Here is a 16,170-nt window from a genome sequence, read left to right on the forward strand (position 1 = left end):
GAATCGAGCGCTTTTCCAATGAACATGATCGCACCTAACCTCGCGTCGAACGCTGCCCTCTCGACGCCCAACGGCACGACCCGCCCCCAGGTCCGCATCGTCATTGTCGGCCACGTCGATCACGGCAAGTCAACGCTGGTCGGGCGGTTGCTGCACGAGACCGGCAGCCTGCCCGATGGCAAACTTGAGATGCTGAAAGCGGTCAGCACCCGACGCGGTATGCCGTTCGAATGGTCGTTCCTGCTGGACGCCCTGCAAACCGAGCGGGATCAGGGCATCACCATCGATACCACGCAGATCCGTTTCCGTACGCGCTCGCGCGACGTGGTGCTGATCGACGCTCCCGGCCATGCCGAATTTTTGCGTAACATGATCACCGGCGCGGCACAGGCCGACGGCGCAGTGCTCATCATCGACGCGCTGGAAGGCGTGCGCGACCAAACGCGGCGGCACGGCTATTTGCTGCATCTGCTCGGCGTCAAACAGGTCGCTGTCGTCGTCAATAAGATGGACCGAGTCGATTTCAGCACGGAACGCTTTGGCGCCATTCGAGACGAAATTTCGGCACACCTGACCGGCCTCGGCCTCGCGCCGACGGCCGTGATTCCAATATCGGCCCGCGACGGCGACGGCGTGTCCGAGCGGACTGCGAAGATCGGCTGGTACAGCGGTCCCACCGTGGTCGAGGCCATCGATGCACTGCACCCGGCGCGACCGCTCGATGAACTGGCGCTGCGCTTCCCCGTTCAGGCGATCTACAAATTCGATGATCGCCGCATCGTGGCCGGGCGTATCGAGTCGGGCGGCCTGACCGCGGGCGACGAGATCGTGATCATGCCGGCCGGAAAGATCGCAAAGATCCGCAGCGTTGAAGGCTGGCCCTCGAGTCCGAAAAGTGCGCAGGGGGCCGGCCGCTCGGTCGGCATCACGCTCGACCGCGAATTGTTCGTCGAGCGCGGGGATGTCATTGCCCATGTTGGGTCGGCCCCGCGCGATACCCGAAGGATACGGGCACGCATCTTCTGGCTGCACGAGCAACCGCTCGCAGCTGGCGCATCCATTCTGCTGCGGCTCGGCAACAAGGAAACGCGCGCCGTCGTCGTGGCCATCGAGAAAGCCGTCGATCCCGGCGAACTCTCGAGCGCCGAAACCAAGGCGATCGCGCGCAATCATGTCGGTGAAATCGACATTTCGCTATCGCAGCCTCTCGCCGCCGACCCGTATGTCGACAACCCCCGCACCGGCCGCCTCGTGATCGAGGTCAACGGCCGCATCGCCGGCGGCGGGCTGGTGCTCAGCGTCGACGCAGGACAGCGCGCGGCTCCGGTCGACATCGTACCGGTGGAATCCGCGCTGCGGCCCGACGAGCGCTCCGCCCGCTATCGTCACAACGGCGCCGTCGTCTGGCTGACGGGATTGCCGGGCTCCGGTAAATCCACGCTGGCCCGCGCGCTGGAGCGAAAGTTGTTCAGCGACGGCGGCTCGCCGATCCTGCTCGACGGCGACACGCTGCGCGCCGGACTGAACGGCGACCTCGGTTTCTCGCCGCAGGATCGCACTGAGAACATCCGCCGGCTCGCCGAAGTCGCCACGCATCTCGCGCGCAATGGTCACCTCGCGATCGTCGCTGCGGTCTCCCCATCGCGCGAGGATCGCGCCGCGGCGCGGCGCATCGCCGACAGCACCTTCCGCGAAGTCTATGTCGCAACGCCGGCTGACGTTTGCGAGCGCCGCGATCCCAAGGGGCACTATGCGAAGGCGCGCGCGGGTGTGCTGCATGGCTTCACCGGCATCGGAAACGACTATCAGCCCCCGGAGACGGTGGAACTGACGATCGATACCTCGTCCCGCACGGTAAGTGATGCCGCCGATGAGATCGAGCAGATGTTGATCAGAACCGGCGTTCTGTTCGACGAACTGACCGACGTCGCCGCCAACATCTGAGGCTGCGAATACTGGGCCATAGCCGCGGACCCTGCGCGGCTATGTATCGGCTTGTCTCGGTCTATAGCGTTTTCGAGCGATACCAGTTCGCGTGAAGAAAATGTGTCAGATCAAAATCGTAGAGTTCCGCTTCTGGCTCCATCAGAAGCGGAAAGGCCCTAAGACTATTCAACTCGTGTGAAGGGCTTCTCACGGCGCCGGCTTTGGCGCTAAATAACGGTCCAGCGCCCGTAATTGGGCGACGACCCGGCCTTGAAACAGCGCAGCCGTTTCTCGCGAGAAGTCCGTCGACATGACCAGAATTGACGCCCACGGACTGAAGATCGCGCCTGTCCTGTTCGATTTTGTCGCCGAGGAAGCGACGCCGCGGACCGGCGTTACGCCCGATGCGTTCTGGGCCGGACTTGCCGCCATCGTCCGCGATCTCGGACCGAGAAACCGCGAGTTGCTCGCGGTGCGCGATTCACTACAGGCGAAGATCGACGGATGGCATCGCGCCAGTAAAGGCACGCCGTTCGACATGGGCGCCTATACGGCGTTCCTGACGGAGATCGGCTATCTGCAACCAGAGCCGGAGACGCGGCGGGTCGAGACCGCCAATGTCGATGACGAGATCGGAAAAATCTGCGGCCCGCAACTGGTGGTGCCGCTGACCAATGCGCGCTACGCGCTAAACGCCGCAAATGCGCGCTGGGGCAGCCTCTACGATGCGCTGTATGGCACCGACGCCATTGCGCACGAGGCCGACGAGGCCAAAGGCTATGACAGGGCGCGCGGCAGCAAGGTGATTGCGAAGGCAAAGGCTTTCCTCGATTCGGCAGCACCGCTTTCGAATGGCGCTCATGCTGACGTCGCAGGCTACAGCGTGTTCAACGGACAGCTGTCGGTCAAACTCAAAAACGGCGACACGACCGGTCTGATGAGGGAGTCGCAGTTTGCGGGCTACCAGGGCGATGCGCGTACTCCATCCGCGATCCTGCTCGTTAATCACGGTCTGCACATCGATATCCAGGTCGACCGCGTCCACCCCATCGGCAAGGATGATCCCGCCGGCGTCGCCGACGTGATCATCGAGGCTGCCATCAGCACCATTCTCGACATGGAGGATAGCGTCGCCACTGTCGATGCCGACGACAAGGTTCTGGTGTATCGCAACACGCTCGGCCTGATGAACGGCACCCTCACCGACACTTTTGAAAAGGGTCGCAAGACCGTCACCCGCGCCCTCAACGCCGACCGCGTCTACACCGCGCCGGACGGCGGGCAACTCACGCTGCACGGGCGCAGCCTGCTTTTGATCCGCAACGTCGGTCACCACATGTTCACCGACGCGGTGCTCGACCAGAGCGGCGCAGAGATTCCGGAAGGCCTGCTTGACGCAGCGGTGTCAGGGCTGCTCGCAATTCATGATCTCAATGGAGTTTCGAAGACGCGGAACACCCGTAGCGGCTCGGTCTACCTGGTCAAGCCGAAGATGCACGGCCCCGACGAGGTAGCGCTGACCTGCGAATTGTTCGCCCGCGTCGAGACGATGCTCGGATTGCGGGAGAACACGCTCAAGATCGGCATTATGGACGAGGAACGCCGCACCACGGTCAACCTCAAAGCCTGCATCCAGGCCGCATCGAAACGCATCTGCTTCATCAATACAGGTTTTCTCGACCGCACCGGGGACGAGATTCACACCTCGATGGAAGCGGGCCCGGTGATCCGCAAAGGCGAGATGAAGGCGCAGCCATGGATCAAGGCCTATGAGGACTGGAATGTCGACATCGGCCTGATCGATGGCCTGCCCGGCCATGCTCAGATCGGCAAGGGCATGTGGGCAGCGCCCGACAGGATGGCGGACATGCTGGTGCAGAAAATCAGTCACCCGCAAGCGGGCGCCACCACCGCATGGGTACCGTCGCCGACCGCGGCGACGCTGCACGCCTTGCACTACCATCAGATTGACGTGCCAAGGCGCCAGCAGGAACTGGAGGCAAGCGGGCGGCGCGCCAGGCTATCCGATCTCCTCACTATCCCGGTATCTCATTCGAACTGGGCGCCCGAAGACGTGAAGCAGGAAATCGACAATAACTGTCAGGGCATTCTCGGCTATGTGGTGCGCTGGATCGATCAGGGCGTGGGCTGCTCGAAGGTACCGGACATCCACGACGTCGGCCTGATGGAAGATCGCGCCACGCTGCGGATTTCCAGTCAGCATTTGGCGAACTGGCTGCATCATGGCGTCGTCACCAGCGATCAGGTGATGGACTCGCTCAAGCGCATGGCCGTCATCGTTGACGAACAAAACGCAGGCGATCCTCTCTACAAGCCAATGGCTCCGAATTTCGACAGCGTGGCTTTCAAGGCGGCCTGCGATCTGGTGTTCAAGGGCCGCGAGCAGCCAAACGGATATACCGAATACATCCTGACCGAACGGCGGCGCGAGGCCAAGATGGAGCGCGTTGGATTGACTGTACGATCCTGCGAATGACCTGGCGGGTCTCCCGGGGCAGCTCACTGGTCGCGTCAGTTGCACGCCGATATTGGCAGGCCGATCCATACCTTTCGATCCGGTCGTCTGCTCCAACTAAACGAGTCGGCTGGAGTCGGAACGCCGTTAAGGTCAGACCTTCCTAACAAAACCTCGCCCGATCCGTTGCCCATGACCGCCAGCCTCGTCGCGGAACTTTAGCCGCAACAGCACGTTGGGGTTCATATTCCTCAGTTTTCAGGAGCGTTGGATGGCGAGCGATGGCGATGTGATAAAAAACCTGACCGACAAAGCGACCTACGACAGGCTCGAGAAAGACTTATCAGCCGTAAAGAACGAGATCACTGCATTGGCTGATCAAGTCTCGGACGCGCTCAATACGCTGACCGGCTCCGCCAAGAAGCAGGCCCGCCGTGGGTATAGGCAGGCGAGGGCGAATGTCGATTCCGTTCTCTCCGAAGTCTCCGATCGCGGCAATGCAGCCCTTGACGCTGCGCAAAGCGCCGTCACGACCATCGAGGACACCCTGGAAGAGGCCATCCAGCAGCGCCCCCTCGCGACAGTGGGCCTCGCAGTGGGTCTGGGATTTCTGATCGGCGTCACGTGGCGTCGATGACCGTCTAGACGTATCCATCAAATTCTGCCGATCGGCCCGCACCCGGCCGATCGCGCCAATGGTTTCAATAGATAATTTCGTTTCAGATGAGGCGTTGAATGTTTCAGCGGACAATCGATGACTTCAAGGAAAGCGCAGGCAGTGCTATGCGGCTGACGTGCCTGGCCCTGGTGGCTGCGTTTGCGGCCTTTGTCACGATCGTGTTCCTTTGCGCAGCCGCGTTTGTCTTTGTTTATCAAAACTACGGCTTGATCGAAGCGTGTCTGAGCGGGGCAGCGATTTTCTCGCTAATCACTTTGATCGCAGTCGTAACGTTAGTGATTCGACGAAAGGCCGCCAAGAAACGAGCGGCACAGCAAGCTAAAGCCGCGACGCAGAACTTTCTCGCCGACCCGATGGTCGTGGCGGCGGGACTTCAGCTGGCGCGCGCAGTCGGCGTGAAGAAGCTGATTCCGATCCTGGCCGTCGGCGGTCTGGCGCTCGGACTGTTCGCTCGGGGACGTAACCGCGATGACGGGACTGATAACGGGGAGTAGTGTTCGCCCAGGAAACTGAGTTTCTGACGGCAACCCTCATGTCACGCAGCGACCCGGTTGAAGCTGTTTTGCCACGTCCGTCAGCATACTCACCACCGGTTCGCATGCGATCGTTCGCTTGACTTGCATCGCGGGCGCATGATGCGAATCTTGCTTCGTGGTCGTGTGATCGTTCACTTCCCGACCAGGACTTCTCGGAATCCGGAATACGATTGACATACGCGGCAGGCTTTCCATCCTAATGGAAATGGTGCGGCCGATGGCGTGTGGAGATGGGACAATGCCGAGATCGGACTTGACGGCTCGATAGACCGCGGCATTCGCGTCGGGGCTGGCCGCCTGATGGCCTGACTCAAGATGCACCGCGCCCAATGACAGGGTCGCCGCCAGACCGGCGAGAAATCCTGCGGATGTCTGAAACATCGTTGTCGCCTCTTTCCTCAAGCTATCGCGCTCGCGGATCTGAACCGCCAGCAACAACGCCGGTCGGCAGACTTCGTTCACTGATGTTTTGAGAAAAAAGCAGGGGCGGAACGCTTGTCAGCACCCGCGTTGCCTTGACCGCCGATTCTTCGGATCGACCGGCGATACGATGTCGTGATAAATCAGCCGCGTCCTTCCGCGGTTGTTACCATGTCACGACGCAGCGGCACGAGGCTCGCGATTGCGCGAATTACGCTGGAAGAACAGCGCCTGACTGGCTACTGCCGAAACCATGGCGGGTTGAAACGGTTTGGAGATGAGGAACGCCGGTTCGGGCCGCTCGCCGGTCAGAAAGCGTTCGGGATAGGCTGTTATGAAGACAACGGGCACCTCGACCACGCGCAAAAGTTCGTTGACAGCGTCCAATCCCGAACTGCCGTCAGCGAGTTGAATATCGGCCAGAATGAGGCCCGGCTCCTTGGTCTTGGCGAGGGCGATCGCATCGGCGTGGGTACGTGCAACACCGATCACACGGTGTCCTAGATTTTTGACGAGACTTTCCAGATCCATCGCAATAAACGTCTCGTCCTCGATAATGAGGACGTCCGTTGCGATTTCCGCCGCCATTTCGCGGCCGGCGATACCACTCAGCTTGCGGACTTCAGCGACGTCGACCTCCAGAACAAACGCAGCCTCTTCCTCCGAAAAACCTTCCAGCGACAGCAGCAGGAAAGCCTGACGTGGAAGCGGGGTGATATTCGTCAACCGGCGCTCTGTCGGCGCGAGCGTCGGCACCTCGTCGGCGCCTCCGTTGATCGAGACTGAATTCCAGATTCGTGTGAACAGCCGGAACAGGCCGGCGCGCGGCCCGTGCTGTTCGTCAAGCAGCGTCGGATCCTGAAGCAGCGCCTCTAACATGGCGCCGACATAGGCGTCGCCAGACGCCTGGCTTCCTGTCAGGGCGCGTGCATAACGGCGCAAAAGCGGCAAATGTTCAGCAACGACCTGTGATCGAAACATTCCCGTCCATCCTTCTCGAGATAACTCATGCTCGGGACCACAAACCGTCCGGCGTAAGCACTGCAAACGCCGCATCCCGGTCCCCCTCGCGTATTTACTCCCGAGCATCACAAAAGTTCCCCGGACCCGGAACTTTCGCATCATCATTGAATTAGGCTTTCATACGAGGTCCGTGGAAGCGGCGCGAAATACAGGAATTTCCAGTATTTTCAATATCTTGAAACTCGGGCGCGAAGTCATGAAAGATTCAAAGCCATCACCCGCCAAAGACGGCCTCAACGCCGAGATTCAATCCCGAATCGGCCATCAGCTTCGCGCCATGTATGACGACGTCGTGAGGCAGGGTGTTCCCGACCGGTTTGCCGAATTAATTCGAAAGCTCGATGCATCTGAGCCCGGGAAACCACACATAACCCCAACGGGCGATCTCGATGCAAAAAATGACGGGAGGGACTAATGCCTCTCACAGATTCATTACGCGAGGAAATTCTGGCATCGGTGCCGAACTTACGCGCTTTTGCGATTTCGTTAAGCGGAAATGGCGATCGAGCCGACGACCTCGTGCAGGAAACGCTGCTCCGCGCACTTGCTAATATCGATTCATTTCAGCCAGGATCGAACCTTCCGGCATGGCTGTTCACGATCCTTCGCAACCTGTTCCGCTCCGACTATCGCAAGCGGCGGCGGGAGGTCGAGGATTCAGATGGCAACTATGCGAAAACGCTGAAATCGCAGCCAAGCCAGAATGCTCACCTGGAGTTCGAAGAATTTAGGGCGGCGCTAGATAAATTGCCGCAGGACCAGCGAGAGGCTTTGATCCTCGTGGGGGCTTCGGGATTTTCCTACGAGGATGCCGCGAAGATCTGCGGATGCGCAGTCGGCACCATCAAGAGTCGCGTCAACCGCGCGCGATCGAAGCTGAGCGCCCTGCTTTATGTCGAGGGCACGGAGGATTTTGGACCCGACGACACCGTCAGGGCCGTAATCGGCAACGGCCGATAATTCTCGCCGCGCATCCAAATGGCCGAGAGCGGTAGTGGCGGCGGTCGCCGCTCATTCGGAGCTTGTCGAACTTGCTGGGTTCGAAATCTGCATCGTACGATCTCGCTCGGTCAAATCCACGACGGTGTCCATGGGAGCGGCGAGTTCATAGACATAGCTCACCTCGGTAAAGTACCGCTTGGAGACGCCGCCCAGCGCCTCCGGCGCAACGCGATCCAGCAGAATGATGCCAAAATCGCTATCCTCGCGTCTTGTCGCCGCACTGGTGTTGAATTCTTCCCACCGAAAATGAAACAGCGCCTTGTCGGCCTCGCCCTCGATCCCCCAATGCACTACAATATTCGGATGCTTGCCGACCAGCGAGAGTCCCTCGTCGGAATGCGATGCCAGCTCGAAGAACAGCAATGAGAGACTCTGAGCCGCCCGCGCGCTGACCGTGATATCAGGACCATGGATCGCGATGCGGTCGACGTGAGGGATGGCGCGAGCCTCGAACAATCCCCTCAGTTTGACGCCCTGCCACTGGCTCTCGCTAAGCAGCGAAACCACATTGGACATGGCATGGATCCGGCCAATCAGCAATTCTCGGGCGACTTCGATGTCGGACCCGTGCCGCAGCGTACGCGTGACGATCGATTGAATCACTGCGAGAATGTTTTTGACACGGTGATTGAGTTCATCGATGACGGCGGTCAATCGCCGCTCGAAGCCGATCCGAACCTGAATCTCCCGGCTCAACCGCAAATTATTATAGGCGACATATCCGAACAGTCCGCAAATGATGCTTGTCAACGCAAGACCGATCGCGGCCACCACCGCGGCCAGTTTTTGCGCGCGGTGCATGGCATTCACTTTCGGGTAATAGCCAAGCGACCAGTCCCTGCCGCCGAAGGTCACCGTCCGGAGCACCATCGGAACGGGATTAGCCCCCCACCCGAGACGCGAGGTGACATTGCCGCTATCGTCGGCAATCAATTCCGAGCCCGGGTTGCGCGGATCTTTCAGGACGACGGAAAATAGCGACAGCTCATCATTCGTCAGCATCAAGGATGCCAGTTTATAGGAGAACGTAACAAAGCCGGCGGCTGTCTCGCTTTCCTCCTGGAAAACCGGTGTTGCGATGACCAGCCCGATCGGCCCGTTCCGCCCCATCAGATTGAGCGGATCCGATACGACGGAAGTCTTGGTTTGCATTGCTCGGGCGAACATCGGCCCCAAGATCGGATGCTGATCGAGCGAGCGGCCCAAGAAGCCGGTGGTTTGCGCGTCTTGGGGTTCGACATCCATTATTACGTCGATCGGTTTGTCGAGCGACCGCAGATCGCGCGGGGTGTCGTCAAAACTCCGGATTTGGGAATCTGGAAATCCAGCCGCCGCCAGGACATCATGAGCCTGCGGAAATTCGCTCGGCTCAAGACATGCGACCCACCAGGCAATGACAAAATCAGTCTTGAAGGCATAGATCGAAGCACGCAATGGGTGGAGCATGTTGGCCTGCACCGCGGATGGCGACCGGAACAGCCCCGAGGCGACACGCGCCAAAAGCTCTCGTTCGATGAGACGCTCCTGAACCAGACTGGCGTGGACATCGATCGCGCGCGACAGCGCAATGTTGTCGATCGCCAACTCCTGATCATGAGCCCGCCATGCCGCAAGACCGGAAAGAAAAATTCCGATGACGGCGACGAACCCAATGACGAAACCCAGCCGAACCACGCGCCTACCCGGAGATCAGGAAATAACCATTCGCAACATTGGCCGGTCTCACCATTAACAGCAGCGTCCCGCCCTGACGATGCATCACATCAATCGTGCCGCGCCAGCATGGTTCCGCCTCCAGTTGCAAAAGCCGGGAACGATCGTTAACGGAATCCGGCCAGCCGACCGTTCTACTCACTATGATGAAAGGTCCGTTCGCCCTCATTCGTCTGTGGCGATGCGCCTCTCCGGGAGGCGCGAGGCTCAGTGATCCAAATCGTTTTCTGGGGAAACAAGATCAAGGCAGCAGCCGAGTACCATCGTGCCCTGAAAATCTCATCATTTGCACGGTGCCGGGCTCGGCTCCCACAATTGCGACCGGCAGAAAATGCTCGGTACGGCCTTGGATGGCGCTTTCGATCAGCACTCGGCGCGTCGCGCCGACCTCCGCCGCGAGCCGCCGCCGCAGCGCCGCGCTCGCCGCCGCCCGCAACTGCCTGGCGCGATCCCTGATCACCTCGGCCGCGACCGGCGGCATCCGTGCCGCAGGCGTCCCCGGCCGCGACGAATATGGAAACACATGCAGGAAGGTGAGATCACATTCGGCAACGAGGTCCAGCGACCGCGCGAACATGTCGTCGGTCTCAGTCGGAAAGCCGGCGATGATGTCGGCACCGAAGGCGACTTCCGGCCTCAGCCGCCGCACCTGCGCGCAGAAATCGATGGCATCGCGGCGCGAATGCCGCCGCTTCATCCGCTTCAGGATCATGTCGTCTCCGGATTGCAGCGAGAGATGCAAATGCGGCATCAACCGCTCCTCGTTCGCGATGACATCCAGCAAATCGCGATCCGCCTCGATCGAATCGATCGACGAGATTCGGAGCCGCCTGATCTCCGGCACGTGTCGCAGGATCTGTTTTACCAGCCCGCCCAGCCGCGTTCCGCTCGGAAGATCGGCGCCATAACTTGTGAGATCGACACCGGTCAACACGATCTCGGCGTGACCGGCCTCGACGAACGCGCGGACCTGATCGACGACCGCGTCCATCGGCACCGAGCGGGAATTGCCGCGCCCGAAGGGAATGATGCAGAAGGTGCAGCGATGATCGCAGCCGTTCTGTACCTGCACAAAAGCGCGCGGCAGTCCGCCTTGAAAGCCATCGACGAGATGCGGCGCCATCTCGGTCACCGCCATGATATCGGCCACCGCGATTTTCTTCTCGGCCGTGATTTCCACATCAGGCGCGGCTAATGCGACCTGTGCGGCACGCCACGCCTCACTCCGCATTTTGTCATCGTTGCCAATCACGCGATCGACCTCGGCCATCTGCGCGAACATCGCCGGCTCTATCTGCGCGGCGCATCCGGTGACGACGATGCGCGCCGAAGGTCGCTCGCGCCTCAAGCGGCGGATCGATTGCCGTGTTTGCGCCACTGCCTCGTTGGTCACGGCGCAACTGTTGATGATGACGACCTCGTCAAGGCCAGCATCTTCCGCGTTGCGACGGATGACTTCGGATTCAAAGGCGTTGAGCCGGCAGCCGAAGGTAATGACGTCGACTGACATTAGGCCACCGACGCGAACAGCGCCGGATCGAAGGTACCTTCATATTCGAATACGGCCGGACCGGTCATCAGCACATGATCGTCGCGCTCGCGCCATTCGACGGTCAGGCTGCCGCCGGGAAGCGCGACATGGACGATGCGATTGGCCCGCTTGAGCCGCACCGCCGCCACCGCCGTTGCGCAGGCAGCCGAACCGCAAGCCTTCGTCAGGCCCGCGCCCCGCTCCCAGGTCCGCATCGTGATGTGATCGCGATCTACGATATGCGCCAGCGTGATGTTGGCGCGCTCGGGAAAGACCGGATGGTTTTCCAGCAGCGGCCCGAAACGGGCGAGATCGTAGACATCGATGTCGTCGACCCAGAAGATCGCGTGGGGATTACCCATGCTAACCACGGACGGCGAATGAAGCACCGGTGCGTCGATCGGCCCAATTTGTAACTCGATATAGCGGGTATCGCGGAATTCCTCGGCGAGCGGAATGTCCCTCCAGTCGAATTTTGGCGATCCCATGTCGACGGTGTAGAGACCAGGCGCGGAGTCTCGCCAGCAGTTCAAAAGACCGGCGCGCGTTTCGAAGGTCAGCGCGGCCTTACCTGTCGCCTCGAAGATCTGGCGCGCCACACAGCGCATGCCGTTGCCGCACGCATTGGCTTCCGAGCCATCATTATTGTAGATGCGAACGAAGGCCTCGGTGCCCGATGTCCGCGGGGGCTGCAGAACCATCAATTGATCATAGGGAACGCCCGCCGGTGATGCGACAGCACGCGCCTCCTCGGCCGAGACCGCGGCGGAGCTGTCGCGAAGATCGACAACGACGATCTCGTTGCCGATCCCATTCATCTTGCTGAAAGCATGATTTGCGAGCGCGCCCATTGGTTTTCCAGTTTCCGGCGTTCATTTTCCGGCATCCGCCTTCCGCGACTTTATATGGCGAATGCGCGCCGGTTGACCAGTGTCACTCACGACCGCCATCGCTAACGCAAATCCGTGTCGGCGCCCCACACCCGCCACGATGCGGCATGACATATCTGTTTTGTTCTGTCATGGGATGAACGTCAGCGTCGCGTGTTAAGCATCGTAATAAGTCAGCCCGTAACAGCGGCTAAGGACCGGGTCTCGCGGACATCGGTCAGCACGACCAGGGAGACCCTACCAATGAATCGCCCCCGCCCTTTTTGCCGATTCGCGATCGCAATGATCCCAGCGACCTTGATGTTCGGGCTCTCTGCCGTGATGGCCGAGACGCCGTCCGCGACACCTCCCGGCGCGACTGCGCCGGCCGCAGAGGCTCCACCAGCCACACCTACCCCACCCGGAACGACGACACCGGCCACGCCGGTCCCGCCCCCTGCCGAAGTGCAGACGCCGAAAAATCCGACCGCCGAAGCCCCGAAGCCGCCGGTGACCGCGCCCGTGCAGACGGCCGATCCTTTCGGCGAAGAACATACGCTGGCCCCGAAGACCGTCCTGACGTTGCGCAACAACGCCACCTGGGAAAACGCATTCGAGACGCTCATTGATTCGTTCAAGTCGCTGGCCGCCGTTCTCGACAAGCAGGGCATCAAGCCTGCCGGCAACATGATGATCGTCTATACCTCAACGGACGATAACGGCTTCTCGTTTCTGGCGGAAATCCCCCTCGATCAAGAGATCAGGGATCTGCCCAAGAACGTCAGCATGGGTAAATCACCGGAGGGCAAGGCGCTGAAGTTCGTACATCGCGGCTCCTACGACAACATGGACAACACCTATGAGGCGATTACGAATACCCTCGACGACAAGAAGCTTGAGGCCAAGGACACCTTCATCGAGGAGTACAAGACCGATCCATTGAAGACCGAGGAAGACAATCTGATCATTGATGTCTATGTCCCGCTGAAATGAGAACCGTCATGCAGAACCGGATCCAGCTCGCCATCGCCGCTGCTACTATCGCCGCTTTGATCTCGGTGCCCGCGCAAGCCGATGTGCCACCACCAGCAATCTCGGTAACCGGTGAGGCCACAATCTCCGCGCCGCCCGATCTTGCTCAGATCGAGGCAGGGGTCACGACCGACGCCAAGAATGCGCGCGACGCGTTCGAAGCCAACAATGCCGCCATGGGCAAGGTGCTCGCGGCGCTGAAAAGCGCGGGCATCGCCGAAAAAGACTATCAGACCTCGCAGTTGTCGCTGCAGCCACAATTTACCAATCAAAATCGCTCGGGATCCAACGTCCTCTCCGGCTACCGCGCCACCAACCGCGTCACCGTCAAGCTGCGTGACATCAGCAAAATGGCCGGGGTGATCGATGCGGTCACCGCGGCCGGCGCCAACGACATCGGCAGTATCAATTTCATGGTCTCCAACGCATCGAAGCTGCTCGACGACGCGCGGGCCGAGGCGATCGTCGACGCCCGGCGCAAGGCGGAGATCTATGCCAAGGCTGCGGGCGTCTCGCTCGGCGGGCCGATCAGCATTGCGGAGCACGGGAGCGCGGTGCCGGTGATGTACCGCCGTGCTGCGGCGCCGATGGCCGCGGAGGCCGCCATCGCGCCCGGCGAAGAAACGCTCCGCGTGACGGTCGGCGTCTCCTGGGAGATCAAGGGGGCGCCATAAGGCGTGGCCCGCCCGATCAGCTTGACTCGGGCAAGCCGGTGCCTATAAATCCGCCCGAATTCTCGAAAAGACTTCCTTTTCGACCCGCCGACCGGCCGCAGGGGCCGGAGGTCAACGCCCGACAGCGCTGTGCGCCCTCGGGCGTAGTTGTGTTTTGGAATGACTGTTGATTTTGGCGATCGCCAAAAATCAACACGCTATAGCTCTGGGGTGAGCGTTTTCTCCCGCGAATCCCGCGGATGAGTTGAGCGCGGTACCTAGGTCCCCTACCGCCGTGAAGACGCGGCGACCTCTCCCCGCAGAAGAGCAGGGCGAGGTAAAAAGGAAAAGCAGGCATGTTCGACAATCTGTCGGAACGGCTCGGCGGCATTCTCGATCGGCTGACGCGGCGCGGCGCGCTGACGGAAGCCGATGTCGATGCCGCCATGCGCGAGGTGCGCCGGGCCCTGCTGGAGGCCGACGTCTCGCTCGACGTGGTGCGCAGTTTTACCGACAAGGTCCGCGAACAGGCGGTCGGCGCCACCGTCGTTAAGTCGGTGACGCCGGGCCAGATGGTGGTGAAGATCGTTCATGACGAACTGATCGCCACGCTCGGTTCCGATGGCCAGACCATCGATCTCAATGCCGTGCCGCCGATCATCATCATGATGGTCGGCCTGCAAGGCTCGGGCAAGACCACCACAACCGCTAAACTGGCGCGGCGGCTGACCGAGCGGGATAAACGCAAAGTCCTGATGGCCTCGCTCGACATCTATCGTCCGGCGGCGATGGAGCAACTCGCGGTGCTCGGACGCGATCTCGACATCAAGACGCTACCAATCGTCGCAGGGCAAAAACCTGAGCAGATCGCTCGCCGCGCGCTGGAGGCCGGCAAGCTCGGCGGCTACGACGTGGTGCTGCTCGACACCGCCGGCCGCACCACGCTCGATGACGAGATGATGTCGGAGGCGGCGAACATCAAAACCGCCGCCCACCCCCACGAAGTGCTGCTAGTCGCGGATTCGCTGACCGGACAGGATGCGGTCAATCTCGCGCGGTCGTTCGATGAGCGCGTCGGCCTCACCGGCATCGTACTGACCCGCGTCGACGGCGACGGTCGCGGCGGCGCCGCGCTGTCGATGCGTCAAGTCACCGGCAAGCCGATCAAGCTGATCGGCACCGGCGAAAAGACCGACGCGCTGGAGGATTTCCATCCCTCGCGTATCGCCGGCCGCATCCTCGGCATGGGCGACGTGGTCTCGCTGGTCGAAAAGGCTTCCGCCAACATCGATGCCGAAAAGGCCGCGCGCACCACCGAAAGGATGCGCAAGGGCCAGTTCGACCTCAACGACATGCGCGAGCAGTTGCTGCAGATGTCCAAAATGGGCGGCATCTCCGGCCTGATGGGCATGATGCCCGGCGTCTCAAAGATGAAAAACCAGATGGCCGCGGCCGGCCTCGACGACAGGATCATCAAGCGTCAGGTCGCCGTGATCGACTCGATGACACGGCAGGAGCGCAAGCATCCCGAAATCCTCAAAGCCAGCCGCAAGCGGCGCATCGCCGCCGGTGCCGGCCAGAAGGTCGAGGAGATCAACAAGCTCCTCAAGATGCATCGCGGCATGGCCGACATGATGAAGATGATGGGGACCGGCAAGCGCGGCCCCCTCGCCGGCATCGCGCAGGCCATGGGCTTCGGCGGCGGCATGCCGAGTCCCGAGCAGATGAAAGCGCTTGCGGAGAAAATGCCGAAAGGCGCGGACGGCCTGCCGCAATTGCCGAAGGATCTGCCGGCCGGATTGCGCGGTGGCCTGCCAAATCTTCCCGGCCTCACCGGACTGACCGGCAAGCCGACGCTGCCCGGTCTCGGCTTCCCCCGGAAGAAGAAATGAGACGAACGGCTTCACACATTTCGCCAACGCTATAACGACACAACAAACTCACCAGACAGACTTCAAAAGGAGAACCTTATGCCCGTCGTGATCCGCCTCGCCCGTGCCGGCACCAAAAAGCGGCCGGTTTATCATGTCGTCGCCGCGGATTCGCGTTATCCGCGCGATGGCCGTTTCATCGAACGGCTCGGTCATTTCAATCCGTTGATGCCGAAGGACAATGCCGACCGGCTCAAGCTCGACCTCGACAAGGTCAAGGCCTGGCTCGCCAAGGGCGCGCAGCCGTCGGACCGCGTTGCCCGTTTCCTTGATGCTGCCGGCGTCAAGAAGCGCACGCCACGCAACAACCCCGTGAAGGCCGTGCCGCGCAAGGAGCGCAAGGCGCAGGCCGAAGCCGCCGCGAAGTCCTGAGGCTGAA

15 protein-coding genes are annotated in these 16,170 nt (G+C 61.1%); 10 read left to right on the forward strand and 5 right to left on the reverse strand.

Going from position 1 to position 16,170, the window contains the following annotated elements:
- Window positions 1-18 precede the first annotated feature (18 nt).
- From cysC to B2M20_RS16055, 4 genes are all read left to right on the forward strand, one after another.
- On the forward strand, window positions 19-1,944 hold the full coding sequence (gene cysC, locus B2M20_RS16040) for an adenylyl-sulfate kinase (protein WP_079448034.1): 1,926 nt from the start codon (window positions 19-21) through the stop codon (window positions 1,942-1,944).
- A 292-nt stretch (window positions 1,945-2,236) separates the two neighbouring features.
- Window positions 2,237-4,423, forward strand: a complete 2,187-nt coding sequence (locus B2M20_RS16045; RefSeq protein ID WP_079448035.1) for a malate synthase G — start codon at window positions 2,237-2,239, stop codon at window positions 4,421-4,423.
- A 250-nt stretch (window positions 4,424-4,673) separates the two neighbouring features.
- On the forward strand, window positions 4,674-5,039 hold the full coding sequence (locus B2M20_RS16050; protein ID WP_079448036.1) for an ElaB/YgaM/YqjD family protein: 366 nt from the start codon (window positions 4,674-4,676) through the stop codon (window positions 5,037-5,039).
- A gap of 98 nt (window positions 5,040-5,137) precedes the next feature.
- Window positions 5,138-5,575: a hypothetical protein gene (locus tag B2M20_RS16055; RefSeq protein ID WP_079448037.1), complete on the forward strand. Its 438-nt coding sequence runs from the start codon at window positions 5,138-5,140 to the stop codon at window positions 5,573-5,575.
- Window positions 5,576-5,611: 36 nt separating this feature from the next.
- Here the strand turns inward: B2M20_RS16055 and B2M20_RS16060 are convergent, their stop codons facing one another.
- Together B2M20_RS16060 and B2M20_RS16065 are read right to left on the reverse strand one after the other, a co-directional pair.
- Window positions 5,612-5,998: a hypothetical protein gene (locus B2M20_RS16060; protein ID WP_079448132.1), complete on the reverse strand. Its 387-nt coding sequence runs from the start codon at window positions 5,996-5,998 to the stop codon at window positions 5,612-5,614.
- A gap of 213 nt (window positions 5,999-6,211) precedes the next feature.
- Window positions 6,212-7,018, reverse strand: a complete 807-nt coding sequence (locus tag B2M20_RS16065; protein WP_079448038.1) for a response regulator — start codon at window positions 7,016-7,018, stop codon at window positions 6,212-6,214.
- 238 nt (window positions 7,019-7,256) lie between these two features.
- On the opposite strand from B2M20_RS16065, the gene B2M20_RS16070 reads away from it, so the two are divergent.
- Together B2M20_RS16070 and B2M20_RS16075 are read left to right on the forward strand one after the other, a co-directional pair.
- Window positions 7,257-7,475 carry a NepR family anti-sigma factor gene (locus B2M20_RS16070; protein ID WP_079448133.1) on the forward strand — a complete coding sequence of 73 codons (219 nt, stop codon included), beginning with the start codon at window positions 7,257-7,259 and terminating at the stop codon, window positions 7,473-7,475.
- On the forward strand, window positions 7,475-8,020 hold the full coding sequence (locus B2M20_RS16075; protein WP_079448039.1) for a sigma-70 family RNA polymerase sigma factor: 546 nt from the start codon (window positions 7,475-7,477) through the stop codon (window positions 8,018-8,020). The genes B2M20_RS16070 and B2M20_RS16075 overlap by 1 nt, the downstream gene beginning before the upstream one ends.
- Window positions 8,021-8,071: 51 nt before the next feature.
- Here B2M20_RS16075 and B2M20_RS16080 read toward each other — a convergent pair whose 3' ends face one another.
- The 3 genes from B2M20_RS16080 to dapF form a co-directional block, all read right to left on the reverse strand.
- Window positions 8,072-9,736 carry a CHASE domain-containing protein gene (locus B2M20_RS16080; protein ID WP_079448040.1) on the reverse strand — a complete coding sequence of 555 codons (1,665 nt, stop codon included), beginning with the start codon at window positions 9,734-9,736 and terminating at the stop codon, window positions 8,072-8,074.
- A gap of 280 nt (window positions 9,737-10,016) precedes the next feature.
- On the reverse strand, window positions 10,017-11,285 hold the full coding sequence (mtaB, locus tag B2M20_RS16085; protein ID WP_079448041.1) for a tRNA (N(6)-L-threonylcarbamoyladenosine(37)-C(2))-methylthiotransferase MtaB: 1,269 nt from the start codon (window positions 11,283-11,285) through the stop codon (window positions 10,017-10,019).
- Entirely contained in the window at window positions 11,285-12,157 is an 873-nt protein-coding gene (gene dapF, locus B2M20_RS16090) for a diaminopimelate epimerase (RefSeq protein ID WP_079448042.1), read from the reverse strand. The genes mtaB and dapF overlap by 1 nt, the downstream gene beginning before the upstream one ends.
- A gap of 282 nt (window positions 12,158-12,439) precedes the next feature.
- Between dapF and B2M20_RS16095 the strand changes: the two genes are divergently transcribed.
- The 4 genes from B2M20_RS16095 to rpsP all read left to right on the forward strand — a co-directional run bounded on the left by B2M20_RS16095 (window position 12,440) and on the right by rpsP (window position 16,163).
- Window positions 12,440-13,168, forward strand: coding sequence for a GyrI-like domain-containing protein (locus B2M20_RS16095; protein ID WP_079448043.1), 729 nt, complete (start codon window positions 12,440-12,442; stop codon window positions 13,166-13,168).
- A gap of 8 nt (window positions 13,169-13,176) precedes the next feature.
- Window positions 13,177-13,881 carry an SIMPL domain-containing protein gene (locus B2M20_RS16100; protein ID WP_079448134.1) on the forward strand — a complete coding sequence of 235 codons (705 nt, stop codon included), beginning with the start codon at window positions 13,177-13,179 and terminating at the stop codon, window positions 13,879-13,881.
- A gap of 335 nt (window positions 13,882-14,216) precedes the next feature.
- The gene (gene ffh, locus B2M20_RS16105) at window positions 14,217-15,752 is read left to right on the forward strand and encodes a signal recognition particle protein (protein ID WP_079448044.1); all 1,536 of its coding nucleotides are present in this window, start codon (window positions 14,217-14,219) and stop codon (window positions 15,750-15,752) included.
- A 78-nt stretch (window positions 15,753-15,830) separates the two neighbouring features.
- On the forward strand, window positions 15,831-16,163 hold the full coding sequence (gene rpsP / locus B2M20_RS16110; RefSeq protein WP_011315978.1) for a 30S ribosomal protein S16: 333 nt from the start codon (window positions 15,831-15,833) through the stop codon (window positions 16,161-16,163).
- The last annotated feature ends 7 nt before the right edge of the window (window positions 16,164-16,170 follow it).

Source organism: Nitrobacter vulgaris (genome assembly GCF_002028545.1).
In the GTDB taxonomy this organism is placed as follows: Bacteria; Pseudomonadota; Alphaproteobacteria; order Rhizobiales; family Xanthobacteraceae; genus Nitrobacter; species Nitrobacter vulgaris.

Coding starts and splice junctions, on each gene's coding strand:
- cysC (WP_079448034.1), top strand. CDS start 19: ATGAACATGATCGCACCTAACCTCGCGTCGAACGCTGCCCTCTCGACG.
- B2M20_RS16045 (WP_079448035.1), top strand. CDS start 2,237: ATGACCAGAATTGACGCCCACGGACTGAAGATCGCGCCTGTCCTGTTC.
- B2M20_RS16050 (WP_079448036.1), top strand. CDS start 4,674: ATGGCGAGCGATGGCGATGTGATAAAAAACCTGACCGACAAAGCGACC.
- B2M20_RS16055 (WP_079448037.1), top strand. CDS start 5,138: ATGTTTCAGCGGACAATCGATGACTTCAAGGAAAGCGCAGGCAGTGCT.
- B2M20_RS16060 (WP_079448132.1), bottom strand. CDS start 5,998: ATGTTTCAGACATCCGCAGGATTTCTCGCCGGTCTGGCGGCGACCCTG.
- B2M20_RS16065 (WP_079448038.1), bottom strand. CDS start 7,018: ATGTTTCGATCACAGGTCGTTGCTGAACATTTGCCGCTTTTGCGCCGT.
- B2M20_RS16070 (WP_079448133.1), top strand. CDS start 7,257: ATGAAAGATTCAAAGCCATCACCCGCCAAAGACGGCCTCAACGCCGAG.
- B2M20_RS16075 (WP_079448039.1), top strand. CDS start 7,475: ATGCCTCTCACAGATTCATTACGCGAGGAAATTCTGGCATCGGTGCCG.
- mtaB (WP_079448041.1), bottom strand. CDS start 11,285: ATGTCAGTCGACGTCATTACCTTCGGCTGCCGGCTCAACGCCTTTGAA.
- dapF (WP_079448042.1), bottom strand. CDS start 12,157: ATGGGCGCGCTCGCAAATCATGCTTTCAGCAAGATGAATGGGATCGGC.
- B2M20_RS16095 (WP_079448043.1), top strand. CDS start 12,440: ATGAATCGCCCCCGCCCTTTTTGCCGATTCGCGATCGCAATGATCCCA.
- B2M20_RS16100 (WP_079448134.1), top strand. CDS start 13,177: ATGCAGAACCGGATCCAGCTCGCCATCGCCGCTGCTACTATCGCCGCT.
- ffh (WP_079448044.1), top strand. CDS start 14,217: ATGTTCGACAATCTGTCGGAACGGCTCGGCGGCATTCTCGATCGGCTG.
- rpsP (WP_011315978.1), top strand. CDS start 15,831: ATGCCCGTCGTGATCCGCCTCGCCCGTGCCGGCACCAAAAAGCGGCCG.